Raw genomic sequence first — 24,910 nt, 5'->3', positions numbered from 1 at the left:
GGAGGCGGTCTTTTGCTATCCGGGGGGGCTTATTGCGCCGTCAGATAGAGGTCCTTGGCATAGACCAGATCTTGCGGGTTATGGTAGGGGTAGCCCTTGACGAAGGGCTTGAGCAGCCGTGACTTCACATAGAAGTAGACGGGGGCTATGGGGGCCTCCTCGTCGATCAGTGCCTCGGCCTGCTGATAGAGCCGGTTGCGCTCGGCCGGATCCTTGGCGTCATGGGCCTTGGCCAGCAGGGCGTCGTACTTCTTGTTGAACCACTTGCCGCTGTTGGCGCTGCTGCTGGAGGTCATGATGTCGAGGAAGGTGGAGGCATCGTTGTAATCCCCGTTCCAGGAATAGCGACTGACCCCGAAATCCCCTTCGTTCAGGGCCGAAACCATGGTCTTCCACTCCATGTTGTTGAGCTCGGCCTTGACCCCCAGGTTGTGTTTCCACATGGAGGAGATGGCCAGCGCTATCTTCTTGTGCCCCTCGTTGGTGTTGTAGAGGATGTCCACATCCAGCGGATTTTGCGGCCCGTAGCCCGCCTCGGCGAGCAGCGCCTTGGCCTGGGTGATCCGCGCCTCCTTGCTCATCAGCTCGCTGGCCGGGCGCTTGAGCTCGAAGCCATCGACGCTCGGCGGGGTCAGGCTGAATGCCGAGAGCTGTCCCTGTCCCAGGATCTTCTCCGTGATGGTGTCTCTGTCGATGGCAAGGGAGAGCGCCTTGCGCACCCTGACGTCGTCGAAGGGTTTGCGCTGGGTGTTGAACACGTAGTAGTAGGTGGCGAGCATGGGGGCGCTCACCAGATCGTCAGGGCTCTGGCGCTTGATCTGCTGATACTGCTCCAGGGGATAGGTGGTGTAGTGCAGCTCGTTCGCGCGATAGCGGTTGTAGGCGGCGGTATCGGAGACGATCTCCAGATAGATCACCTTGTTCAGCACAGTGTGCTCATTGTCCCAGTAGTGGGGATTGCGCTCGGCGATGAGGCGCTCGTTCGGGGTCCACTCCTTGAGGGCGAAGGCGCCGTTGGAGACGATGTTGCCCGGCTTGACCCACTCATGACCAAACTTCTCGATGGTCGCCCTGGGGGCCGGGAAGGTGGTGTAGTGGGAGAGGGTCTTGAGGAAGAAGGGGACCGGGGCCTTGAGAGTGATCTGCAGGGTGTGATCATCGAGCGCCTTGATGCCCAGCGTTTCCGGGCTCTTCTTGCCCTGCACCACCTCGCTGGCGTTGGCGACGCCGGTCAGCTCGATGAACCAGGCGTAGTTGGAGGCGTTTTTGGGATCCGCCGCCCGCTGCCAGCCATAGACGTAATCCGCCGCCGTCACCGGCTCGCCGTTGGACCACTTGGCATCGGGTCTGAGCCTGAAGGTGTAGACGGTGCCGGTGTCATCGAGTTCGTAACCAAGGGCGCCCGCCGCCTGCAGCTTGCCGTCGCCATCCAGGGTGTAAAGCCCCTCGAACAGATCGTTGACGATGTCGCTGCCCGCGCTCTCTTCCACCATCTGGGGATCGATGGAGGCGGGTTCTGTGCCTATGTTGCGCACGAAGGTTTGCTGGGCACTGGGCAGCAACTTGGTGCCTTCGGGCACCTGGGCCGCCAGGGCGGGGAGGGAGATCAGGGCGGCAACCGCGCCGGCAATGAGAGTCCTTTTCATTGAATATCCTTATGTTTTTTTGCTTCCAAAGCCGAGCCAGTGTGCTGGATTGAGGAGGAGATCTCAAGAGGGGGCGTGGCGGACGCCGGGGGAGAGAACCGGATGGGGAGGGAGGGGGGAAATGACATTCTTGTCACGAATTAACATGAAGAAAGACGCCGATTGAAGCCCGTTTTTCAGCGCTAAGCCCCCTGCTGACGGGGTTTTCTGGCGATTTATACGGCGGCTTAATTCGCTGCAAAAACAAAAAACAGGCGTTACATTAGGTTACAAAACAACGCTGCCGAGGATCGGCACTTTTTTTGCCGACACTTGCAAACGTTTTCAACGGCCAACGGAAACGATCTTAAAGGAACAAGAATGCGAAACATGATCACCATGGGCGAGTTCATCGTCAAAAAGCAGGCGGACTACCCTACCGCGACCGGCGAGCTGACCTCCTTGCTCAGCTCCATTCGTCTGGCTGCCAAGGTGGTGAACCGGGAGATCAACAAGGCGGGGCTGGCGGACATCATCGGCTCCATGGGGGCCGAAAACGTGCAGGGGGAGGTGCAGCAGAAGCTGGACGTCTACGCCAACGAGCGCTTCAAGGCGGCGCTGGAGGCCCGTGGCGAGGTGTGCGGCATGGCGTCCGAGGAGGAGGAGGACTTCGTCTCCTTCGATTCCGAGCTCTCCCGCCACTCCAAGTACGTGGTGCTGATAGACCCCCTGGACGGCTCCTCCAACATAGACGTCAACGTCTCGGTCGGGACCATCTTCTCCATCTATCGCCGGGTCAGCAAGCCGGGCGCCGGGGTGACCCTGGAGGACTTCCTGCAACCGGGCAACCGCCAGGTGGCCGCCGGTTACGTGGTCTATGGTTCCTCCACCATGCTGGTCTACACCACGGGCTTCGGGGTCAACGGTTTCACCTACGACCCTTCCATCGGCTGCTTCTGCCTCTCCCACGAGAACATCCGCATCCCGGAGGAGGGCAAGATCTACTCCATCAACGAGGGCAACTACATCAAGTTCCCGGACGGGGTGAAGAAGTACCTGAAATATTGCCAGGAGCGGGACGAGGCGACCCACAGGCCCTACACCTCCCGCTACATAGGCTCCCTGGTGTCGGATTTTCACCGTAACCTGCTCAAGGGCGGCATCTACATCTATCCGTCCGGCACCAACTCCCCGAACGGCAAGCTGCGCCTGCTCTATGAGTGCAACCCCATGGCCTTCCTGGTGGAGCAGGCCGGTGGCAAGGCGTCCGACGGCTTTGGCCGCATCATGGACATCCAGCCCACGGAGCTGCACCAGCGTACCCCCTACTTCGTCGGCTCCACCAGGATGGTGGAGCGGGCCGAGGCCTTTATGCGCGAGTTCTCCGCCCACGAGGATCCGGCCAATCAGGGGTGATGCCCGGAAGTCGTGCCTGCGATGGGCAGATAAAAAAGGGAGCCAATTTGGCTCCCTTTTTGTTTGGCACTCGCTGCCGCTAGAGGCTGTGGCTGGCGAGATCCGTCAGCAGGGCATCCACCAGTTTCAGGCGCATGGCCCTGTCCTGGTTCGGTACCTGGAAGCGCAAGCGGGTAGGTCCATCCATTTTATAGATACGTGGCTGCTCGGAGAGCAGTTTTACCAGATAGGTCGGGTTGACCCTGGTCTCCTGGGTGAAGTCCAGATAGCCGCCGCGATCGCTCATCTCCACCCGGCGAATGCCAAGGGCCGTGGCCCGCTGGCGGAAGGCCGCGATCTCCATGAGGGTCTTGGTCGGCTCCGGCAGCAGGCCGAAGCGATCGATAAGCTCCACCTTCAGCTCGCGCAGCTCCTGCTCGTCGGCGGCGCTGGCGATGCGCTTGTACATGGAGAGGCGCATGTTGACGTCCGGGATGTAGTCGTCCGGCAAGAGGGCGGGCAGGCGCAGCTCCACCTCGGTGTGCTGGCTCATCAGCTGCTCGAGCGACGGCTCCTTGCCATGTTTGAGGGCCTCCACCGCCTGCTCCAGCATCTCCATGTAGAGGGTGAAGCCGACAGATTCGATCTGGCCGCTCTGATCGTCACCGAGCAGCTCGCCCGCGCCCCGGATCTCCAGATCGTGGGTGGCGAGCGCAAAGCCGGCCCCGAGATCCTCAAGGGAGGCGATGGCTTCGAGCCGCTTGGCGGCATCCTTGGTCATCAGCTTGGGATGGGGGGTGAGCAGGTAGGCATAGGCCTGGTGGTGGGAGCGGCCGACCCGGCCCCGCAGCTGGTGCAGCTGGGCCAACCCCAGGTGATCGGCCCTGTCCATGATGATGGTGTTGGCGCTCGGCACGTCGATGCCGGTCTCTATGATGGTGGTGCAGACCAGCAGGTTGAAGCGCTGGTGGTAGAAGTCCGACATGATGCGCTCAAGGTCGCGCTCGCGCATCTGGCCGTGGGCGATGCCGATGCGCGCCTCCGGCACCAGCTCGGCGAGATCGCTGGCGCACTTCTCGATGCTCTCCACGTCGTTGTGCAGGTAGTAGACCTGACCGCCCCGTTTGAGCTCCCGCAGTACAGCTTCACGCACCACCGCCGGCTCGTGCTGGCGCACGAAGGTCTTGATGGCGAGGCGCTTGGCGGGCGGGGTGGCGATGATGGAGAGATCCCGCATGCCGGACATCGCCATGTTGAGGGTGCGCGGGATCGGGGTGGCGGTGAGGGTGAGGATGTCCACGTCGGCCCGCAGCGCCTTGATCTTCTCCTTCTGGCGCACCCCGAACCTGTGCTCCTCGTCGACGATGAGCAGCCCCAGATCCTTGAAGGTGAGGTCGGAGCCGAGCAGCTTGTGGGTGCCTATGATGATGTCCACCTTGCCATCGGCCAGCTCCTTGAGCACGGCCGTCTGCTCCTTGGCGGAGCGGAAGCGGCTCAGCACCTCCACCCGCACCGGCCAGTTGGCGAAGCGATCGCGGAAGTTGTCGTAGTGCTGCTGGGCCAGCAGGGTGGTGGGCACCAGCACGGCCACCTGCTTGCCGCCGTGCACCGCCACGAAGGCGGCGCGCATCGCCACTTCTGTCTTGCCAAAGCCCACGTCGCCGCACACCAGCCGGTCCATGCTCTTGGCCTGGCACATGTCCCCCAGCACCGCATTGATGGCATTGAGCTGATCGTCCGTCTCCTCGAACGGGAAGCTGGCGGCAAACTGGCGGTAACTCTCCTTGTCGTGCTTGAAGGCAAAGCCGGCCCGCGCCGCGCGTATGGCATAGACATCGAGCAGCTCGGCGGCCACGTCGCGCACCTTCTCCGCCGCCTTGCGCCGCGCCTTGACCCAGGCCTCGCCGCCGAGTTTGTGGCTGGGGGGGTTATCCGAACCCGTATAGCGGCTGATGAGGTGGAGGTTGGTGACCGGTACGAACAGCTTGTCGCCACCGGCGTATTCCAGGGTGAGGAACTCGGTGGGCAGGCCGCCGGCATCCAGGGTCTCGAGCCCGAGATAGCGGCCGACCCCGTGATCCAGATGCACCACGGGCTGGCCCTGGGTCAGCTCGCCGAGGTTGCGGATCACCGCATCCGAGCTCAGGTTCTTGCTCTTCTCCCGTTGCCGCTTGCTTCTGATCTTGCCGCCGAGCAGCTCGGTCTCCGTGATGAGGGCCAGGGCCTCTGCCCCGGCGGGTTCGAGCAGGAAGCCCCGCTCCAGCGGGCTGACCAGCAGGCCATGACGCGCCTTGCTCCCGACGAACTTCTCGAGGGAGGCGAACTCCTTGGGTTGCAGCTTGATCCGCGCCAGCAGATCCCCGAGCCCCTCGCGCCGCCCCTCGGACTCCACCGCGAACAGGGTGCGGCCAGCAAAGCCTTGCAGGAACTGGCTGAGGGCCAGCAGGGGTTGCTCCTTGCTGTGATCGAGCTGTAAGTCGGGCAGGGGGGCTATGGGGAGATCATGCTGGCCCGCGCCGCCGTCGGTGGCCGCCTCTTGCAGCCGCACGGCGCCGTACTGGCCGAGGGCGGCGAAGAGCTGCTCCACCGGCAGGTAAATTTGCTGGGGAGGCAGCAGGGGGCGGGTATTGTCCCAGCGCCTGTCTTCATAGCGCTGGCCTATGTCGTTCCAGAAGCGCTGGGCCGCCGGGTAGATCTCCCCCACGGTGAGCAGCAGGGTGTTGTCCGGCAGGTAGTCAAACAGGCTGGCGGTCTGGCTGAAGAAGAGCGGCAGATAGTATTCGATGCCGGCGGGCCAGCGCCCCTTGCTCACCTCCTGATAGACGGATCCCTCCGCCCGCGACAGCTCGAACTGCTCGCGGAACTGACCGCGAAACAGCTCGATGGCGGCCTCGTCGGTGGGAAATTCCCGGGCGGGCAGCAGGCTGACGCTCTTGACCGGCTCGCTGGATCGCTGGCTCTCGGGATCGAAGGGGCGGATGGAGTCCACCTCGTCATCGAAGAAGTCGATGCGATAAGGGCGGCTGCTGCCCATGGGGAAGAGATCCAGCAGGGAGCCACGGGCGGCGAACTCGCCGTGTTCCAGCACCTGTTCCACCGCCACATAGCCCGCCTCGGCCAGCCGTCCCCGCAACTGTTGCAGGTTGAGGCGCTGGCCGCTGGTCACCATCAGGCTGTATTTGTCGAGATAGGCCTGGGGCGCCGTGCGCAGCATCAGGGTGGAGATGGGCACTATCAGCACGCCGCTGCTCATCTGCGGCAGGGTATAGAGGGTCTCGAGCCGCTGGGAGATGATGTCCTGATGGGGGGAGAAGGTGTCGTAGGGCAGGGTTTCCCAGTCCGGGAACATCAGCACGGGGCAACCCTGATCGGCCAGCAGGAAGCTGAGCTCCTGTTCGAGGCGCAGGGCGCTCGGGGTATCGGCGGTCACCAGCAGGACGGGGCGGTTGGCCTCCCGGGTGAGGCGGGCGGCGACCAGCGCCAGGCTGCTGCCGACCAGCTTGCCCAGGGTCAATTTCTGGCCCGCTTTGGCGGGCAAGGCGGGGAGTTTCATTGGCATCGTTCGATTCTTTTAACGTTGACGTTGGCTGTGATTAGCGTTGACGCTCTTGGGCACGCAGCTTGAGCTGTTTCGACTGCACATGCAGGCTGGCACGCACTAGCAGCTCCCTGTCATCCTCGCGGATCCGCACATAGTCGAGCACCACATGGGTGCCGTGCTCGCCGGGCTCCCGCTGCTTGACCTCGCCATAGCAGTAGACGGCGGAGGCCTCCTCCCGCAGGAAGATCTTGAGTCGTACCAGCTGGTGGAGCTGAGGCGGCTCGCCGTGGCCCTGGTGCGGGTGCAGGTAGGTGAGCTGGCCGGCACCAAAGCGCAGGGTGTGGAAGCGATGTTCGGGGTGATCCTGCGCCGCCAGCACGAAGCCCATGATCATGTCGATCTTGCGGGACTGCTGATTGATGATCTCCACCAGATCGTGCATGGACTCGTTCTGGTTGCGCAGCAGGCGGCTGCTCACCAGATCGATGGAGGTGATGGCGGAGGCGATGCGAAAGGGCTCGGGCAGCTCGGCATCAAGGGCCTCCAGCGTCGGCAGGTGAAAGTCGGCCGGCATGGGGATCACATTGACCGGCGTGGCATGGGTGACGCTGAAGAACTGTTCCTGCATGGAGGCTATCCCTTGTTGTCATAGACGATTTTTAACGGCGCTGTTGACCTTGCCCCGCGGCGGTGTCCCCGGTCTGGCGCGAGACGCCATGTCCGGCCGTCCCTTGGGCGCTCCCGTCACGACGGGACGCGCAACATGGCGGCGGGGGCCTGCGCATTGGGCGAAACATGGGGCCATGGGCTGTCACTTAGGCTCGGGGGAGTGGGCCATTGCGCCTGCCCCGGCGTCATCTGCTGCGGCAACGCGGCTTGCGTTGAGGCGTCAACAGACCCTATTATCCGGCATCTTATTTTGTTGGCAACGTAGATATCCTTGAAGACTGGACTTTTTCAGCCACTCTCGCTGGCCATAGGCCTGCGTTATGCAGGCTCGCGACGCAGTAACCGCTTCGTCTCCTTTATTTCCCTGTTTTCCACCTTTGGCATCGCCATCGGGGTCGCGGCCCTGATGGTGGTCATTTCGGTGATGAACGGGTTCGAGGGGCAGCTCAAGGGGCGCATTCTCGGGGTGATCCCCCACGTGGTGGTGACCAATACGGCGGGGCGCATCGATGCCCATCCGCCAGGCCTGCCCGATCTCGACAAGCTGCCCCACGTGGTGGCCACTGCCCCCATGCTCGACAGCGAAGGCATGTTGCAAAGCCCGGGCCAGCTCACCGGGGTGAGCGTGCAGGGGATAGATCCGGCCCACTGGCCCAAGGATGACATCCTCCATGCCCAGATGCTGGGGGGACGGCTGGACAGCCTGCAGCGCGGCCAATACCACATAGTACTGGGGCAGGGGGTGGCCAACCGCCTCAAGGTCTCCATTGGCGACGAGGTGCGTCTCATCCTGACCGAAGGGACCCGTTTCACGCCTTTTGGCCGGGTACCTGCCCAGCGGCTCTTCACCGTCTCCGGTATCTTCGGGGTCGGTGCCGACGTGGACAGCCAGGTGGCGCTGATTGCCCTTGGGGACGCCCAGCGCCTGCTGCGCCTGCCCGAGGAGACGGTGGGCGGCATCCGCCTCTGGCTCGACGATCCCTTCGCCGCCGACCAGGTGGTGAAAACCGCGCTGCCGGACGGGCTGGAGTGGCAGGATTGGCGCCGGGAGCGGGGTGAACTCTTCCAGGCTGTGGCCATGGAGAAACGCATGATGGGGCTGATGCTGGTGCTGATCATCGCGGTCGCCACCTTCAATATCCTCTCCGCCCTGGTGATGGTGGTCACCGACAAGGAAGGTGAGGTCGCCATACTGCGTACCATGGGCATGAGCGAGTCGGGGATAGTCAAGATTTTCATGGTGTTGGGGGCATCGAGCGGCGTCATCGGCGCCCTGTTTGGTGGTCTGGCGGGGCTGGCCCTGTCGTTCGGACTCAACCCCCTGCTAGATGCGGTGGGGCTCAACCTCTATATGGCGGCGGGGGGCAGCGGTCTGCCGGTCATCGTCGAACCCGCCCAGGTCATGACCATCTTGCTGGGGGCCGTGCTGCTGAGCTTCAGTGCCACCCTCTATCCGGCGGCCCGTGCGGCCCGGGTCAAACCAGCCGAGGCATTACGTTATGAATAGTGCCGTGAATCCATCATCTTCTGTTGTTACCTCCGGTGCGAGTGCCGGCGTTGTGGCTGGTGCCAATGTTGTCACCGGTATAAGTGGAGCCCCTGTTATGAATGAACCCCAGTCCTGCGAGCCTCTGCTGCGCTGTCAGGCCCTCAACCATGTCTATAAAGAGGGCAATCTGGAGACCCAGGTGCTCAAGGGGATCGATCTCTGCGTCGCCCCCGGCGAGATGCTGGCGGTGGTGGGGAGCTCGGGTTCGGGCAAGACCACCCTGCTGCACCTGATGGGGGCGCTGGACAACCCTTCGAGCGGCGCCGTGCTGTTCAAGGGGCAGGACATCCACCACTGGGACAGCAAGACCCAGGCCCGTTTTCGCAATCAGGAGCTGGGCTTCGTCTACCAGTTCCACCACCTGCTGGCCGAGTTCACCGCGCTGGAGAACACCGCCATGCCGCTGCTGATCGCCGGCGAGTCGGTGGCGAGCGCCACCGAGAAGGCAACCCGCATGCTGGGACGGGTGGGGCTCTCCCATCGTCTCAATCACAGACCTTCCGAGCTCTCCGGCGGCGAGCGCCAGCGGGTGGCCATCGCCCGTGCCCTGGTCAACGAGCCGAGCCTGGTGCTGGCGGACGAGCCCACCGGCAACCTGGATCACGCCAGCGCCACTGCGGTGTACGAGCTGCTCTGCGAGCTCAACCGGGAGCTGGGCACGGCCTTCGTGGTGGTCACCCATGACTTGAGCCTCGCCGCCAAGCTGCACCGCCGGGTGACCCTGGTGAGCGGCATCATGGCGGAGGTCGCCTGATGTTCAAGCCGCTGCCCCTCTTTCTGGGCCTGCGTTACAGCCGCTCCCGCCGTCGCAACGGCTTTATCGCCTTTATTTCCGCCTCCTCCCTGATTGGCATAGCCCTCGGGGTGATGGCCCTCATTCTTGGCCTCTCCGCCATGAACGGCTTCGAGCGGGAGCTCAAGAACCGGGTGCTCTCGGTGGTGCCTCACGGGGAGCTCATCGGCATGGAGGCGCCGCTGCCCGACTGGCCGAGGCTTCGGGACTACCTGCTGGCCCAGCCCGGGATCGAGGCCGCGGCCCCGGTCATCCGCCTCGATGGCCTGCTGGAGCACGGCTCCGCCATCAAGGGGGTGCAGGTGCGTGCCGTGCTGCCCGAGCTCGAGGAGAACCTGTCGGATGCGGGCAACTACATGACGGGGCTGGGGTTTCGTGAACTGCAGGCGGGCGAGCACGGGGTGATCCTCGGCAAGACCATAGCCGACAAGCTGGGGGTCAAGATAGGTGACCCCGTGACCCTGCTGCTGCCCCAAGGGGGAGACGAGACGGGGATCAAGAATCCCCGGCGGGAGACCCTGACCGTGGTGGGGCTGCTGGAGATCGGCGGCCAGCTCGACGGCGTGCTCGGCTTCATGCACCTGGCCGATGCCCAGTCCATCACCGGCATGGGCAGCGCGGTGGAGGGTTTCAGCCTCAAGGTGAACGACGTGCTCAAGGCGCAGTCCATCACTGTGGCGGCCGCCCGCAAATTCCCGCACTACGTCTATATCAGCAGCTGGATGAGCCGCCAGGGGTATCTCTATCAGGACATCCAGATGGTGCGCACCGTCATGTACGTGGTGATGCTGATGGTGGTGGCGGTGGCCTGCTTCAACATCGTCTCCACCCTGGTGATGGCGGTGAACGAGAAGCGCAGCGAGATCGCCATCCTCAAGACCATGGGGGCGAGCCCGGGCCAGATCCGGCTCACCTTCGTCATCCAGGGGATGGTGAACGGGGTGGCTGGCGCCTTGCTCGGTGCCCTGCTGGGGGGGCTGCTTTCGAGCAAGCTGACCCAGATCCTGGGCGGTATCGAAAAGCTCATTGGCCATCGCTTCTTGAACCCGGACATCTACTTCATCGACTTCCTGCCGACCGAGCTGCACATGCAGGATCTGGTGATTGTGACCAGTGCCGCCATCCTGATGAGTCTGCTGGCCACCCTTTATCCCGCCTGGCGGGCGAGCGGTCTGGTACCCTCCCGGGAGCTGGGTCACTGATCCGAGGGCCAGGTTTGCCAAACCTGGCAACATACTGAAAAAGAAGGGCCCGCCGGTGCAGACCGGCGGGCCCTTCCTTCTTCTGGTCGTTCGGACTGGCTTAGTGGGCGTTGAGCTCATCGAGGGGCAACGAGAAGCTCGCCACGAACACATCGATAAAGTAGCGCATGGCCGGGTTCATCCTGGCCTCCAGCATCTGCTCGAGGCGCTTGCGCGCGGGCTCGAACTCCCGGTTGCCTGCATTTATCTCCTCCAGGCACTTGGTGTAGGCACAGAGGGTGTCGGCATCCTTCACCAGCCGGGCGAGGGCGTCGTCCTGGGCACCGGAGTCGAGCAGGGGGCGAAAGTCTTCCATCAGCTCGGGGGGCAGCATCCCCAGCAGACGCTGTTCGGCGGCGAGCTCAATCTTCTTATACTCGCGGGCTATCTCGGGGTTGAAGTATTTGACCGGGGTCGGCAGATCGCCGGTCAGCACCTCGCTGCTGTCGTGGTAGAGGGCCATGACGGCGGCGTGGTTGGCATCCACCTTGCCATCAAACAGCCGGTTGCTGATGACGCCGAGGGCGTGGGCCACCATGGCCACCTGCAGGCTGTGCTCGGCGATGTTTTCCGGCTGGATGTTGCGCATCAGCGGCCAGCGGTAGATGAGCCGCATGCGGGCGAGGTTGGCAAAAAAATGGCTGGGCAGCATGGAGGACCTCGAACTGGGGCAATGAAAAAGGGCAGACCCTAGTCTGCCCTTTTTTGAGGTCCCAGGCATAGCCTGGCGGTGCATTCTTGTTTAGCGGATATAGCGACCGGATTCGGCCTCGTGGTTGGTGACTATCATCTGGCCGATGGGGGCCAGGGCAATCAGCGCCAGCTTGAGGTGCTGGATGCCGAACGGGATGCCGATGATGGTCACGAAGCAGGCCAGGGCCGAGGCGATGTGGCCTATGGCCAGCCAGATCCCGATCACCAGGAACCAGAGGATGTTGCCAATCATCCCGAGGGCACCTGTGCCTATGTCGCTCTGCCCCGTCATTGTCTTGCGGTTGACCGCCTGCTTGCCGAATGGGAAGAAGGTAAAGGTACCGATGACGAAACAGGCGCGTCCCCAGGGGATCCCTATCAGGGAGACGAAGCAGAGCAGCCCGGCCAGCCACCAGGCCAGCCCCATGAAGACGCCCCCCAGTACAAACCAGAGCAGATTGAACAAGAAGCGGAAAAAGGACATGTGGGTCTCTCCAGACTCATAAATTGGCAGTCACCATAGCGAGCGGCGCCGAGGGACGCAATGGCTGATGCGAGAAGGCGGACAATTTGGGTCGCAGACCCCTCTCCCGGCGACGCCGGGAGATGAAAAAAGCATAGCGTGACGTGCAAAAGGGTGAGCAAGCGCAAATTATTGCGAACCTGATGCTTGAACTCGGCGCAAGGCTTCCCCATATAGGAGGCAGTCTTGCGCAAATTGTGCTGTCTGTGCCCCGGATGGGGGATGTGCGGCTCGACGCGACCAATGTGCGCCGCTATAATGTCGCGTCATATTTTCTCATCACAAAGACAGTCGTTGTCTTTATAAACAGGAAGACTCCGGGCTTTGCCCAGGAGTAATAAAGGGTCAGCACACAGTGCTGAGTTGAACGAGGTAAAAGAATGCAAGTTTCTGTAGAGACAACCCAAGGTCTGGAACGCCGTCTTACCATCACTGTACCGGCTGCTACCGTTGACGCTGCCGTGCGTAAAGAATTGAATGGCCTGGCCAAGACTCGTCGCATCGACGGTTTCCGTCCTGGCAAGGCTCCGGTTGCCATCATCAAGAAGATGTTCGGCGCCATGGCCCATGCCCGCGTTGCCGATGAAATGATGCAGAACAACTTCATCAAGGCCATCATCGAGAGCAAACTGAGCCCGGCCGGTGCGCCGACCATGGATCCGAAAGAGATCAAGGAAGGCCAGGATTTCGAATTCACCGCCACTTTCGAAGTGTACCCGGAGTTTGAAGTTGCCGGTCTCGAGAGCATCAAGGTTGAGAAGCCGGTTGCCTCCGTCAAGGATGCCGACCTGGCCAACATGATCGACACCCTGCGCAAGCAGCACGCCACCTGGTCTGACGTCGATGCCGCTGCCGCCAATGGCATGCGCGTCACCCTGGACTTCGTCGGTTCCATCGACGGTGAAGAGTTCGACGGTGGCAAGGCTGAAGGTTTCACTCTGGAACTGGGCGCCGGCCGCATGATCCCTGGCTTCGAAGACGCCATCCTGGGCAAGAAAGCGGGCGACGAGTTCACCATCGAGGTGACTTTCCCGGCTGACTACCACGCCGAAGCCCTGAAGGGCAAAGCGGCCAAGTTCGCTTCCAAGCTGAACAAGGTTGAAGAGCAGGTGTTGCCTGAGCTGACCGAAGAGTTCGTCAAGCGTTTTGGCATCGAGAGCGGCAGCGTTGAAGAGCTGAAAGCCGAAGTGCGCAAGAACATGGAGCGCGAACTGGCTCAAGCCCTGAAAAACAGCGTGAAAGAGCAAGTGCTGAACGGCCTGGTTGAAGCCAACCAGATCGATCTGCCGAAGGCTGCCGTTGCCCAGGAAATCGACGCCCTGCGTCAGCAAGCCCTGCAGCGTTTCGGTGGCTTCCAGGGCGGCAACGCTCCCGAGCTGCCGGCCGAGCTGTTCCAGGCGCAAGCCGAACGTCGTGTACGCGTCGGTCTGCTGCTGGGTGACGTCATCCGCACCAACGAGATCAAGGCTGACGACGCCCGTGTGACCAGCATCATCGAGTCCATGGCCACTGCCTACGAAGATCCGAAGGAAGTGATCGAGTACTACCAGAAGAACGAGCAGATGCTGAATGGCGTGCGCAATCTGGCCATCGAAGATCAAGCCATCGATCTGATCCTGTCCAAGGCGCAAGTGACCGAGAAAGAAGTTGCCTTCGACGAAGTGATCAACAAGTCCGGTGCCGCTGCCTAAGAACATTTGACTTAAGGTCAAAACTGTTAAGTATAATGGCTCGTGTGATCTCCACTCGGGCCATTTTATTTTAGGGACAATGCCTTATGTACAAGAACTATAACGATGTGACTGAATCCCCACGCAATGCGCTCATCCCTATGGTGGTCGAGCAGACGGCGAAAGGGGAGCGTTCCTATGACATCTATTCCCGTCTGCTCAAAGAGCGGGTGATCTTCCTGACCGGTCAGGTTGAAGATCACATGGCGAATCTGGTGGTGGCTCAGCTGCTGTTTCTGGAGTCCGAGAACCCGGATCAGGACATCAGCATCTACATCAACTCGCCGGGTGGTGCCGTCACTGCGGGTATGTCCATTTATGACACCATGCAGTTCATCAAGCCGGATGTCAGCACCGTCTGCATGGGGCAGGCCTGCTCCATGGGCGCCTTCCTGCTGGCCGGCGGTGCCAAGGGCAAGCGTTTCTGCCTGCCCAGTGCTCGCGTGATGATCCACCAACCGTTGGGTGGCTTCCAGGGCCAGGCATCTGACATCCAGATCCATGCCCAGGAGATCCTGAAAATCAAGAATACCCTGAACGATCGTCTGGCTTTCCACACCGGACAGGACATGGCCACCATCGAACGCGACACCGACCGTGATAACTTCATGTCGGCCGAGCAGGCCGTGGCCTATGGTCTGGTTGACGGCATCCTGAGCCAGCGCGGCTGAGCAGGGTATCCCGTCCTGTTGTAAACTCAACAGGACGATCCATCCTCTATTGATAAAACGAGGTCGCTGAATGACAGAGAAACGCAAGGGTGAGGGCGACAAGCTGCTTTATTGCTCTTTCTGCGGCAAAAGCCAGCATGAAGTGCGTAAGCTGATCGCTGGCCCTTCCGTCTACGTATGTGATGAGTGTGTCGAGCTGTGCAACGACATCATCCGCGAGGAGATCCGCGAGATCTCTCCCAAGCGCGATGGTAGCGAGCTGCCGACCCCTCATGAAATCCGCGCCCATCTGGACGACTACGTGATCGGGCAGGAGTACGCCAAGAAGGTGCTGGCAGTTGCCGTCTACAACCACTACAAGCGTCTGCGCAGCGGCAGCGAGTCCGGTGGTGTGGAGCTTGGCAAGTCCAATATCCTGCTGATTGGCCCGACCGGCAGCGGCAAGACCCTGCTGGCCGAGACGCTCGCCCGTCTGCTGGATGTGCCCTTCACCATGGCCGATGCCACCACCCTGACCGAAGCCGGTTATGTGGGTGAAGATGTGGAGAACATCATCCAGAAGTTGCTGCAAAAGTGCGACTACGACGTGGAGAAGGCCCAGCGCGGCATCGTCTACATCGACGAGATCGACAAGATCTCCCGCAAGTCGGACAACCCTTCCATCACCCGCGATGTCTCCGGGGAAGGGGTTCAGCAGGCACTGCTGAAGCTGATCGAAGGCACCATCGCCTCAGTGCCGCCGCAAGGGGGTCGCAAGCATCCGCAGCAGGAGTTCCTGCAGGTCGATACCTCCAAGATCCTATTCATATGTGGTGGCGCCTTCGCAGGCCTGGACAAGGTGATCGAGCAGCGTTCCGTCAAGGGGACCGGCATAGGCTTTGGCGCTGACGTCAAATCCAAGAATGCCAAGGCGACCTTGAGCGAGAACTTTGCCAAGGTGGAGCCGGAAGATCTGATCAAATACGGTCTGATCCCCGAGTTCATCGGTCGTCTGCCGGTGGTGGCAACCCTCACCGAGCTGGACGAAGCGGCCCTCATCCAGATCCTGAAAGAGCCGAAGAACGCACTGACCAAGCAGTACGCCGCGTTGTTCGCCCTGGAAGAGGTGGAACTGGAGTTCCGTGACGACGCCCTGAACGCCATCGCCCGCAAGGCGATGGAGCGCAAGACCGGTGCCCGTGGCCTGAGATCCATCGTCGAAGCCGTGTTGCTCGACACCATGTATGACCTGCCCTCCCTGGAAGGGGTCAGCAAGGTGGTGATCGACGAGTCGGTGATCAAGGGGGACTCCGCGCCCCTGATGATCTACGACAATCCCGAGACACAGGCCGCAGTGTCAGAGTAACTGACTGATTTTTAATCACATAAAGGGGCATTTTGCCCCTTTCATGCTTTTTACGGCCAAGGCGATTGAATCTCATCTTTGCGCCCCCATATACTCAGCCAAGCGCTTTGCCAACGGTATAACAAGCCGAGAGGACATATATGAACCTAGAGCGTTCAGAACGCATCGAGATTCCCGTCCTGCCTCTTCGTGACGTGGTGGTTTACCCCCACATGGTCATTCCACTCTTTGTGGGGCGGGAAAAATCCATTCGCTGTCTGGAAGCGGCCATGGAGCAGGACAAGAAAGTCCTGCTGGTGGCCCAGAAGGATGCGTCAACTGACGAGCCGACGGTGGAGGAGATCTTCTCCGTCGGGACAGTGGCCAACATTTTGCAGATGCTCAAGCTGCCTGACGGTACCGTCAAGGTGCTGGTGGAAGGGGGCCAGCGTGCCCGTCTTGAGCGGATGATCGATGACAAAGACTTCTTCGTCGGTGAGGCGCAGTACATAGCGTCTGCCCCCATCGAGGAGAAGGATCAGGATGTGCTGGTGCGCTCCGCCATCGGCCAGTTTGAAGGCTACATCAAGCTCAACAAGAAGATCCCGCCCGAGGTGCTGACCTCGATCTCGGCGATCGACGATGCGGCGCGCCTGGCTGACACCATGGCTGCCCACATGCCGCTCAAGCTCGAAGACAAGCAGAAGGTGCTGGAAATCGCCTCTGTGTCGGAGCGCATCGAGTTTCTGATGGCCATGATGGAGTCGGAGATCGACCTCTTGCAGGTCGAGAAGCGCATCCGCTCCCGGGTCAAGAAGCAGATGGAGAAGAGCCAGCGGGAGTACTATCTCAACGAGCAGATGAAGGCCATCCAGAAAGAGCTGGGTGAGCTGGAAGACAGCCCGGACGAATTCGAAGCCCTCAATCGCAAGATTGACGAGGCGGGGATGCCGGACGATGCGCGCGAGAAGGCCCTGGCCGAGCTTGCCAAGCTGAAGATGATGTCCCCCATGTCCGCCGAAGCCACAGTGGTGCGCAGCTATGTGGACTGGATGGTGCAGGTGCCGTGGAAGGCCCGCTCCAAGGTCAAGAAGGATCTCGCCAAGGCACAAGAGGTGCTGGATTCGGATCACTATGGCCTGGACAAGGTCAAGGATCGCATCCTCGAGTACCTGGCGGTACAGGCGCGGGTGAACAAGCTCAAGGGCCCCATCCTCTGCCTGGTCGGGCCTCCCGGTGTGGGCAAGACCTCGCTCGGTCAGTCCATCGCCAAGGCGACCGGTCGCAAGTACGTGCGCATGGCCCTCGGTGGCGTGCGTGACGAGGCGGAGATCCGCGGTCACCGCCGCACCTATATCGGCTCCATGCCCGGCAAGCTCATCCAGAAGATGGCGAAGGTCGGCGTGAAGAACCCGCTGTTCCTGCTCGACGAAATCGACAAGATGAGCTCGGACATGCGCGGCGATCCCGCTTCTGCCTTGCTGGAAGTGCTGGATCCCGAACAGAACAGCAGTTTCAACGATCACTATCTGGAAGTGGATTATGACCTGTCGGACGTGATGTTCGTGGCCACCTCCAACTCCATGAACATCCCGGGTCCGCTGTTGGACCGGATGGAAGTGATCCGTCTGTCCGGTTATACCGAGGACGAGAAGCTCAACATCGCCAAGCAGCATCTGCTGGCCAAGCAGATCCAGCGCAACGGTCTGAAAGAGTCCGAGATCACCATCGAGGATTCTGCTCTGGTCGGCGTCATCCGCTACTACACCCGCGAGGCGGGGGTGCGTAGCCTGGAGCGCGAGATCTCCAAGATCTGTCGCAAGGCAGTCAAACGCATCCTGCTGGACAAGAGCATCAAGCATGTTCAGGTCAATCAGGAGAACCTCAAGGAGTTCCTCGGGGTACAGCGTTTCGATTACGGCAAGGCCACCGATCAGAACCAGGTAGGCCAGGTGTGCGGGTTGGCGTGGACCGAGGTGGGGGGCGATCTGCTCACCATCGAGACCACCAACGTGCCGGGCAAGGGCAAGCTCACTTACACCGGTTCACTCGGTGACGTGATGCAGGAGTCTATTCAGGCCGCCATGACGGTGGTACGGGCCCGTGCCGAGAAGCTGCGCATCAACGCCGACTTCTACGAGAAGCGCGACATCCACGTGCACGTGCCGGAAGGGGCGACCCCGAAAGACGGTCCGAGCGCCGGTATCGCCATGTGTACCGCCCTGGTCTCCAGCCTCACTGGCAACCCGGTGCGTGCCGACGTGGCCATGACGGGGGAGATCACCCTGCGCGGCGAAGTGCTGCCCATCGGGGGGCTCAAGGAGAAACTGCTGGCGGCTCACCGTGGCGGCATCAAGCGGGTGCTCATCCCGAAAGAGAACGAACGAGATCTCGAGGAGATCCCGGACAATGTCAAACAAGACCTTGAAATTTATCCGGTTCGCTGGATTGATGAGGTGCTTGCACTGGCGTTGCAGGACAATCCGCAGGGTTTCGAACGCGTTTCTGTCGTGTAAATGTTGATGCGCCGCAAATTTGGCGCATTCGGGGGGTGGTTAAGGCTTGCATGCGCCGGATAACGGAAGTAGCCTTGACCACCGATCGGGTACTCATGATGAGTCGCAATGCGTGATGTGGCGCGGGTTTGCGCCAGATTGTCACTTGCAACTGATCAGGAGGCTTGTTATAAAACCTCCACTTGTTGTGGCCAGGGAAATCAGTGCCGCAGCGATGTTCGATAAAAGGGGAATATAAGAGTGAATAAATCTCAACTGATTGACAAGATTGCAGACGGTGCTGATATCTCCAAAGCTGCCGCTGGCCGTGCGCTGGATGCTTTCATTGACGCCGTAGGTGAAGCCCTGAAAGAGGGTGACCAGGTTGCTCTGGTTGGCTTCGGTACTTTCGCCGTTCGCGAGCGTGCCGCTCGTTCTGGCCGTAACCCGCAAACTGGTGCGACCATCGAAATCGCTGCCGGTAAAGTTCCTGCCTTCAAAGCCGGCAAGGCCCTGAAAGACGCGGTCAACTAAGCCGGGCGCTGATTCTCATCGGCTCCGACCTTGGTCGCTGACCAGACAAGTGAGAGGGCTCTCCCTCATACTGATTGACCAAGGCGCATCGCAATCGGTGCGCCTTTTCATTATTTACGCCCATCGAGTTCGGGAGCATAAGTACAAACATGATGTTGGATAAACTACGCGAAGGGGCGCAGGGCAAGGTAGCCAAGGTTATCTTGGGCCTGATCATCCTCTCCTTTGCCTTGGCCGGTGTAGGCAGCTACCTCAATGGCCCGGCACGTACCGCCCCCGCTACCGTCAACGGCAATGACATCAGTGCCCCCGCACTGGAGAATGCCTATCGCAACGAGCGGGCCCGCATGGAATCCCAAATGGGTGAGGCCTTCAACCAGCTGGCCGCCAACCCTGACTACATGAAACAGTTCCGCCGCGGCGTGCTGGACAGGCTGATCGATCAGGCGCTGATCGATGACAAGGCCCGTCAGCTCGGCCTGCGGGTCAGCGATGAGCAGATCAAGCAGGCCATCGTGGAGATGCCGGAGTTTGCCGAGGACGGCAAGTTCAACAACGATCGCTACCTGCAGCTGATCCGCCGTGCCGGCATGACCCCGGAGATGTTCCGCGACTCCCTGCGCCAGGACATGGTGCGCCAGCAACTGATGGGCGCCCTGCTGGGCTCCGAGTTCGCCCTCAAGGGCGAGGCCGAGCAGCTCGACAAGCTCTACAACCAGACCCGGGACCTGCGCCTGGTACGCCTGGCTGCCTCCGCCTACCTGGGTGAGGTCGAGGTGACCGACGCCGAGGTGGATCAGTTCTACAAGGCCAACAGCGGCCGCTTCATGAACGACGAGAAGGTCAAGGTCGACTACCTGCTGCTCGATGCCGCCAACCTCAGCAAGAACATCAAGGTGACCGAGCAGGATGCCCAGGATTACTACGATCAGCACCAGGACCTGTTCCAGCGTGCGGAGCGTCGCCGCGTGGCACACATCCTGATCCCCTTTGGCAAGGATGAGAAGGCGGCCCAGAAGCAGGCCGACGAGCTGCTGGCCAAGGTCAAGGGCGGTGAAGACTTCGCTACCCTGGCCAAAGCCAACTCCAGCGATACCTTCTCCGCCAAGAAGGGCGGCGAACTGGACTGGTTCGAGAAAGGGGTGATGGATCCGGCGTTCGAGCAGGCTGCCTTTGCGCTGGCCAAGGCGGGGGATCTCTCTGCCGTGGTGAAGAGCCCGTTCGGTTTCCACATCATCAAGCTGCTGGCAGTCGAGCCTGCCAAGACCAAGCCGTTCGTGGATGTGATGAGCGAAACCATCACCCGTCTGCAAGCGGACAAGGCCAAGGAGCTGTTCTTCGCCGAGCAGCAGAAGATGGCCGACAGCAGCTTCGAGAACCCGGATTCGCTGGATCTGACTGCCGAAGCCATGGGTCTGAAGGTGGTCTCGTCTGATTACTTCAGCCAGGCCGATGCCCAGGCGCCCCTCAATGATCCCAAGGTGCTTGCTGCTGCCTTCTCCGAGCAACTGCGCGACGAGAACACCAACTCCGACGTGATCGAGCTCGCCGATGGCAAGGCGCTGGTGCTGCACATCATGGGTCATCAGCCCAAGGCGGCCAAGCCGCTGGCGGAGATCAAGGATCAGGTGATTGCGGCCATCAAGCATGAGAAGGCCAGCGAAGTAGCCCGTGGCAAGGCCCAGGGCCTGCTGGACAAGCTGCACGCCGGCGAGGACATCCAGGCCGATCTGACCGCCCTCGGGCTGAAGGTGGAGAGCCACAAGGGGGTTTCCCGCTTCGCCCAGGAGATGGATCAGAACCTGCTGGCCCAGGCGTTCCGCATGCCCCATCCGAAGGATGGCAAGCCGAGCGTCGAACTGGTGGCCGAAGCCAATGGCGATCGCGTGGTGGTGGCGCTGGACAAGGTCAATGTGACCAAGGAACCGTCCCAGATGGTGAGCCTGCTGCAAGGCCAGCTCGGTCAGGGCAAGGCCCAGGCCGACTACAAGTCGCTGATCGACGAGCTGCGCAAAGCGGCCAAGATTGAGTACTTCACCGACGTGGAGGCGACCGTCGAGTAATCGACCACGCCCTCATTGAAAACGGCTCCTTGATGGAGCCGTTTTTTTATGTCCCGAACAGGTGCCCGCTCGGCAAGCGCGGGCGGGCTGAAGAGGGAAGGGGCCAGGGACGGGCTCGTGCTGCCCATCCTGGCAGGGGATGAGCGGGACTGATTTATGACAACGCGCGATGCCTGCACCTCACTCTTGCTTTCCCAACCCTTCTCTTTCAGTGGGAGAGGCTCGCAGGGGGAGCAAGGAGGCATAAAAAAAACCGGCGCCACTGGCGCCGGTTTCATGATGGAAGACCCGGAGGTTACACCACGCCCTGACTGCGCAGGTAATCCTCGTAGGTGCCGCCGAAGTCACGGATGCCGTTCTCGGTCAGTTCCATGATGCGGGTCGCCAGGGACGACACGAACTCACGGTCGTGAGAGACGAAGATCAGGGTGCCCTGATACATCTCCAGCGCCAGGTTCAAGGATTCGATGGATTCCATGTCCAGGTGGTTGGTCGGCTCATCCATGATCAGGATGTTGGGGCGCTGCATCATCAGCTTGCCGAACAGCATGCGACCCTGTTCGCCACCGGAGAGCACCTTGACCGGCTTCTTGATGTCGTCCTGGGAGAACAGCAGACGGCCCAGTACGGAGCGTACCGCCTGCTCGTCTTCGTTGGCCTGTTTCCACTGGGCCATCCAGTCGAACACGTTGAGATCGGTGTCGAAATCGTCGGCGTGATCCTGGGCGTAGTAGCCGATCTGGGCATTCTCGGACCACTTGATGGTGCCGCTGTCCGGTGCCAGCTCGCCCATGAGGGTCTTGATCAGGGTGGATTTACCGATGCCGTTGGTACCCAGGATGGCGACCTTCTCGCCCACTTCCAGCATCATGCTCAGGCCCTTGAACAGCGGCTCTTCACCATACCCCTTGGACAGCCCTTCAATCTCCAGGATGTTGCGGTACAGCTTCTTCTCCTGCTCGAAGCGGATGAAGGGGTTCTGACGGCTGGAAACCTTCACCTCCTCGATCTTGATCTTGTCGATCTGCTTGAGGCGGGAGGTGGCCTGGCTCGACTTGGAGGCGTTGGCACTGAACCGGGAGACGAAGGATTGCAAATCGGCAATCTGGGCCTTCTTCTTGGCGTTGTCGGCGATCAGACGCTCGCGGGCCTGGGTGGCCGCCGTCATGTACTCGTCGTAGTTGCCCGGGTAGACCCGCAGCTCGCCGTAGTCCAGATCCGCCATGTGAGTGCAGACGGAGTTCAGGAAGTGACGGTCGTGAGAGATGATGATCATGGTACTTTCACGATCGTTGAGCACCTGCTCCAGCCAGCGGATGGTGTTGATGTCCAGGTTGTTGGTCGGTTCGTCCAGCAGCAGGATGTCGGGGTTGGAGAACAGCGCCTGTGCCAGCAGCACCCGCAGTTTCCAGCCCGGGGCCACTTCGCTCATGGGGCCGTTGTGCAGTTCGATGGGGATGCCGGCACCCAGCAGCAGCTCGCCAGCGCGGGATTCAGCGGTATAGCCGTCATACTCGGCGACAAGGCCTTCCAGCTCGGCGGCCTTCATGTAGTCGTCGTCGGTCGCTTCGAGGTTGGCATAGATGGCATCGCGCTCGGCGATGGCGGCCCACAGCTCGACGTGGCCCATCATGACCACGTCCAGCACGCGCATCTCTTCGTAGGCGAACTGATCCTGGCGCAACTTACCGATGCGTTCATTGACGTCCAGGCTCACATTACCGCCAGTGGGCTCCAGATCGCCGCCGAGGATCTTCATGAAGGTGGACTTGCCACAGCCGTTTGCGCCTATGAGGCCGTAGCGGTTGCCGCCGCCAAACTTGACGCTGATGTTCTCAAACAGCGGCTTGGCGCCGAACTGCATGGTGATGTTGTTGCTGCTTAACAAAGGAGATGTCCCAGGTTGTCTGTCAAATGGCGCGCATTATGGCACAGATCCCCCGAAAGTTTTAGCAAGAACTGTGATCGGGGCCCATTGCACCGGGGGCCAGGTGGCGAGCAAGGCGCCACTTGCCTGCGGGTCGGGAAAAGGGAGGCGAGGGGGGAGGCCAGGAATAAGAAAAGCCGGCACAGGGCCGGCTTCGGGGCGGTCAGACAACCTTAGTGGGCGGAGGCGCCGGAGGCACCGAGCCCGGTCTGGGAGCGGACGAACTGCGGGAAGAACTTCTGGTGTTCCTCGGAGGCCGTCTGGGACTTGTCGGTGACCGAGAAGAACCAGATCCCGACGAAGGCCAGCGCCATGGAGAAGAGCGCCGGGTACTCGTAGGGGAAGATAGCCTGGGCATGGCCCAGTACCTTCACCCACACGGTGGGGCCCAGGATCATCAGGGTCACGGCGCTGATGAGGCCCAGCCAGCCACCATAGACGGCGCCGCGGGTGGTGAGGCGGGACCAGAACATGGAGAGGAAGAGCACCGGGAAGTTGCAGCTCGCCGCGATGGAGAAGGCCAGGCCCACCATGAAGGCGATGTTCTGCTTCTCGAACAGGATGCCGAGGCCGATGGCGACGACACCCAGCACCAGGGTCGTCATCTTGGAGACGCGCAGCTCGTCGGCTTCGTTGGCCTTGCCTTCCTTGATGACGCAGGCATAGAGGTCGTGGGAGACCGCAGAGGCACCCGCCAGGGTCAGCCCGGCAACCACGGCGAGTATGGTGGCGAAGGCCACGGCGGAGATGAAGCCGAGGAACAGGCTGCCACCCACGGCGTCGGCCAGATGGACGGCGGCCATGTTGGTGCCTCCCAGTAGGGCGCCGGTGGCGTCCTTGAAGTCCGGGTTGGTGCTGACCAGCAGAATGGCACCGAAACCGATGATGAAGGTCAGGATGTAGAAGTAGCCGATGAAGCCGGTGGCATAGAACACCGATTTACGGGCTTCCTTGGCGTCGCTCACGGTGAAGAAGCGCATCAGTATGTGGGGCAGACCGGCGGTGCCGAACATCAGGGCCAGCCCGAGAGAGATGGCGGAGATGGGATCGGCCACCAGGCCACCCGGACTCATGATGGCGGCGCCATTGGCATGGACCTTGACCGCTTCACTGAACAGGGCACCGATGTCGAAGTTGACGGACTTCATCACCATGATGGCCATGAAGGAGGCGCCGGAGAGCAGCATGACAGCCTTGATGATCTGGACCCAGGTGGTGGCCAGCATGCCGCCGAACAGCACGTAGAGCACCATCAGTATGCCGACCAGCACCACGGCCACATGGTATTGCAGGCCGAACAGCAGCTCGATGAGCTTGCCGGCACCCACCATCTGGGCGATGAGGTAGAGGGCCACCACCACCAGGGAGCCGCTGGCTGAGAGGCTGCGTACCGAAGTCTGCTTGAGGCGGTAGGAGGCCACGTCGGCGAAGGTGTACTTGCCGAGGTTGCGCAGTCTTTCCGCTATCAGGAACAGTATGATGGGCCAGCCCACCAGGAAGCCGATGGAGTAGATGAGGCCGTCATAGCCCGAGGTGTAGACCAGGGCGGAGATGCCGAGGAAGGAGGCGGCGGACATGTAGTCACCGGCGATGGCCAGACCGTTCTGGAAGCCGGTGATGCGCCCGCCGGCCGCATAGTAGTCGGAGGCCGAGCGGTTGCGCTTGGAGGCCCAGTAGGTGATGAACAGGGTGGCGGCCACGAAGGCCACGAACATGACGATGGCCGAGATGTTGAGGGGCTGGCGTTGCACCTCGCCGGTCAGCGCATCGGCCGCCAGCAAGGGGGTGGAGACCAGGCCGCTGAGCAGCAGAGACTTGCCTTTCATGATTGCACTCCCTTGAGGATCTTCTGGTTCAGCTCGTCAAATTCGCCGTTGGCCCGGAACACATAGATGCCGGTCAGCACGAAGGAGGAGACGATGAGGCCCACGCCAACCGGGATGCCGCGGGTGATGCTGGAGCCTTCGCTGAGCGGGGTGCCGAGCCAGCCCGGGGCGAAGGCGATGAGCAGGATGAACGCCAGGTAGAGCCCCAGCATCAGGATGGAGAGGGTCCAGGCGAAGCGCTGGCGTTTGCTGACCAGCTCCTGGAAGTTGGGATCTTGCTGGATCCTCAGATAGCGTTGCTGTTCCATTGC

18 protein-coding genes are annotated in these 24,910 nt (G+C 61.4%); 10 read left to right on the top strand and 8 right to left on the bottom strand.

The window, feature by feature from the left end:
- Window positions 1–29 precede the first annotated feature (29 nt).
- Entirely contained in the window at window positions 30–1,646 is a 1,617-nt protein-coding gene (locus WIR04_RS11445; protein WP_338886978.1) for a peptide ABC transporter substrate-binding protein, read from the bottom strand.
- Window positions 1,647–2,006: 360 nt separating this feature from the next.
- On the opposite strand from WIR04_RS11445, the gene fbp reads away from it, so the two are divergent.
- The gene (gene fbp / locus WIR04_RS11440) at window positions 2,007–3,041 is read left to right on the top strand and encodes a class 1 fructose-bisphosphatase (protein ID WP_338886977.1); all 1,035 of its coding nucleotides are present in this window, start codon (window positions 2,007–2,009) and stop codon (window positions 3,039–3,041) included.
- A 79-nt stretch (window positions 3,042–3,120) separates the two neighbouring features.
- On the opposite strand, the gene mfd is transcribed toward fbp, so the two are convergent.
- On the bottom strand, window positions 3,121–6,573 hold the full coding sequence (gene mfd, locus WIR04_RS11435) for a transcription-repair coupling factor (protein ID WP_338892546.1): 3,453 nt from the start codon (window positions 6,571–6,573) through the stop codon (window positions 3,121–3,123).
- 40 nt (window positions 6,574–6,613) lie between these two features.
- Window positions 6,614–7,189 (bottom strand): PilZ domain-containing protein, encoded by a 576-nt coding sequence (locus WIR04_RS11430; RefSeq protein WP_025326811.1) that lies wholly within the window; start codon window positions 7,187–7,189, stop codon window positions 6,614–6,616.
- A 312-nt stretch (window positions 7,190–7,501) separates the two neighbouring features.
- On the opposite strand from WIR04_RS11430, the gene WIR04_RS11425 reads away from it, so the two are divergent.
- The 3 genes from WIR04_RS11425 to lolE all read left to right on the top strand — a co-directional run bounded on the left by WIR04_RS11425 (window position 7,502) and on the right by lolE (window position 10,774).
- Window positions 7,502–8,737: a lipoprotein-releasing ABC transporter permease subunit gene (locus WIR04_RS11425; RefSeq protein ID WP_338886976.1), complete on the top strand. Its 1,236-nt coding sequence runs from the start codon at window positions 7,502–7,504 to the stop codon at window positions 8,735–8,737.
- Between the two features lie 97 nt (window positions 8,738–8,834).
- Entirely contained in the window at window positions 8,835–9,533 is a 699-nt protein-coding gene (gene lolD, locus WIR04_RS11420) for a lipoprotein-releasing ABC transporter ATP-binding protein LolD (RefSeq protein ID WP_005324094.1), read from the top strand.
- On the top strand, window positions 9,533–10,774 hold the full coding sequence (gene lolE, locus WIR04_RS11415; protein WP_338886975.1) for a lipoprotein-releasing ABC transporter permease subunit LolE: 1,242 nt from the start codon (window positions 9,533–9,535) through the stop codon (window positions 10,772–10,774). The genes lolD and lolE overlap by 1 nt, the downstream gene beginning before the upstream one ends.
- A gap of 100 nt (window positions 10,775–10,874) precedes the next feature.
- On the opposite strand, the gene yfbR is transcribed toward lolE, so the two are convergent.
- Together yfbR and WIR04_RS11405 are read right to left on the bottom strand one after the other, a co-directional pair.
- Entirely contained in the window at window positions 10,875–11,465 is a 591-nt protein-coding gene (yfbR, locus tag WIR04_RS11410) for a 5'-deoxynucleotidase (protein ID WP_025326814.1), read from the bottom strand.
- A 90-nt stretch (window positions 11,466–11,555) separates the two neighbouring features.
- Window positions 11,556–11,990 (bottom strand): YccF domain-containing protein, encoded by a 435-nt coding sequence (locus WIR04_RS11405; protein WP_025326815.1) that lies wholly within the window; start codon window positions 11,988–11,990, stop codon window positions 11,556–11,558.
- Between the two features lie 419 nt (window positions 11,991–12,409).
- Here WIR04_RS11405 and tig point away from each other — a divergent pair, with 419 nt between their 5' ends.
- From tig to ppiD, 6 genes are all read left to right on the top strand, one after another.
- A complete protein-coding gene (gene tig / locus WIR04_RS11400) occupies window positions 12,410–13,720 on the top strand; it encodes a trigger factor (RefSeq protein WP_025326817.1) in 1,311 nt (436 codons plus the stop codon).
- A gap of 86 nt (window positions 13,721–13,806) precedes the next feature.
- Complete coding sequence (gene clpP / locus WIR04_RS11395) at window positions 13,807–14,430, top strand: ATP-dependent Clp endopeptidase proteolytic subunit ClpP (protein ID WP_025326818.1); 624 nt, start codon at window positions 13,807–13,809, stop codon at window positions 14,428–14,430.
- Window positions 14,431–14,500: 70 nt separating this feature from the next.
- Window positions 14,501–15,775 carry an ATP-dependent protease ATP-binding subunit ClpX gene (gene clpX / locus WIR04_RS11390; protein ID WP_025326819.1) on the top strand — a complete coding sequence of 425 codons (1,275 nt, stop codon included), beginning with the start codon at window positions 14,501–14,503 and terminating at the stop codon, window positions 15,773–15,775.
- Between the two features lie 140 nt (window positions 15,776–15,915).
- Complete coding sequence (gene lon, locus WIR04_RS11385; protein WP_043130769.1) at window positions 15,916–18,270, top strand: endopeptidase La; 2,355 nt, start codon at window positions 15,916–15,918, stop codon at window positions 18,268–18,270.
- A 240-nt stretch (window positions 18,271–18,510) separates the two neighbouring features.
- Window positions 18,511–18,783 carry a nucleoid-associated protein HU-beta gene (gene hupB, locus WIR04_RS11380; protein ID WP_005315375.1) on the top strand — a complete coding sequence of 91 codons (273 nt, stop codon included), beginning with the start codon at window positions 18,511–18,513 and terminating at the stop codon, window positions 18,781–18,783.
- A gap of 149 nt (window positions 18,784–18,932) precedes the next feature.
- Window positions 18,933–20,846, top strand: coding sequence for a peptidylprolyl isomerase (gene ppiD / locus WIR04_RS11375; RefSeq protein WP_338886970.1), 1,914 nt, complete (start codon window positions 18,933–18,935; stop codon window positions 20,844–20,846).
- 295 nt (window positions 20,847–21,141) lie between these two features.
- On the opposite strand, the gene WIR04_RS11370 is transcribed toward ppiD, so the two are convergent.
- From WIR04_RS11370 to WIR04_RS11360, 3 genes are all read right to left on the bottom strand, one after another.
- Window positions 21,142–22,734, bottom strand: coding sequence for an ABC-F family ATPase (locus WIR04_RS11370; protein ID WP_025326822.1), 1,593 nt, complete (start codon window positions 22,732–22,734; stop codon window positions 21,142–21,144).
- Between the two features lie 212 nt (window positions 22,735–22,946).
- Complete coding sequence (locus WIR04_RS11365) at window positions 22,947–24,599, bottom strand: cation acetate symporter (protein ID WP_338886967.1); 1,653 nt, start codon at window positions 24,597–24,599, stop codon at window positions 22,947–22,949.
- Window positions 24,596–24,907, bottom strand: coding sequence for a DUF485 domain-containing protein (locus WIR04_RS11360; protein WP_163148230.1), 312 nt, complete (start codon window positions 24,905–24,907; stop codon window positions 24,596–24,598). Before WIR04_RS11360 ends, WIR04_RS11365 begins: the two co-directional genes overlap by 4 nt.
- Window positions 24,908–24,910: the final 3 nt, after the last annotated feature.

It is taken from the genome of Aeromonas rivipollensis, assembly GCF_037811135.1.
GTDB classification, from domain to species: Bacteria; Pseudomonadota; Gammaproteobacteria; order Enterobacterales; family Aeromonadaceae; genus Aeromonas; species Aeromonas rivipollensis.
Note: the sequence above shows the minus strand (reverse complement) of the source record. Positions and strands in the feature narration are given on the sequence as shown.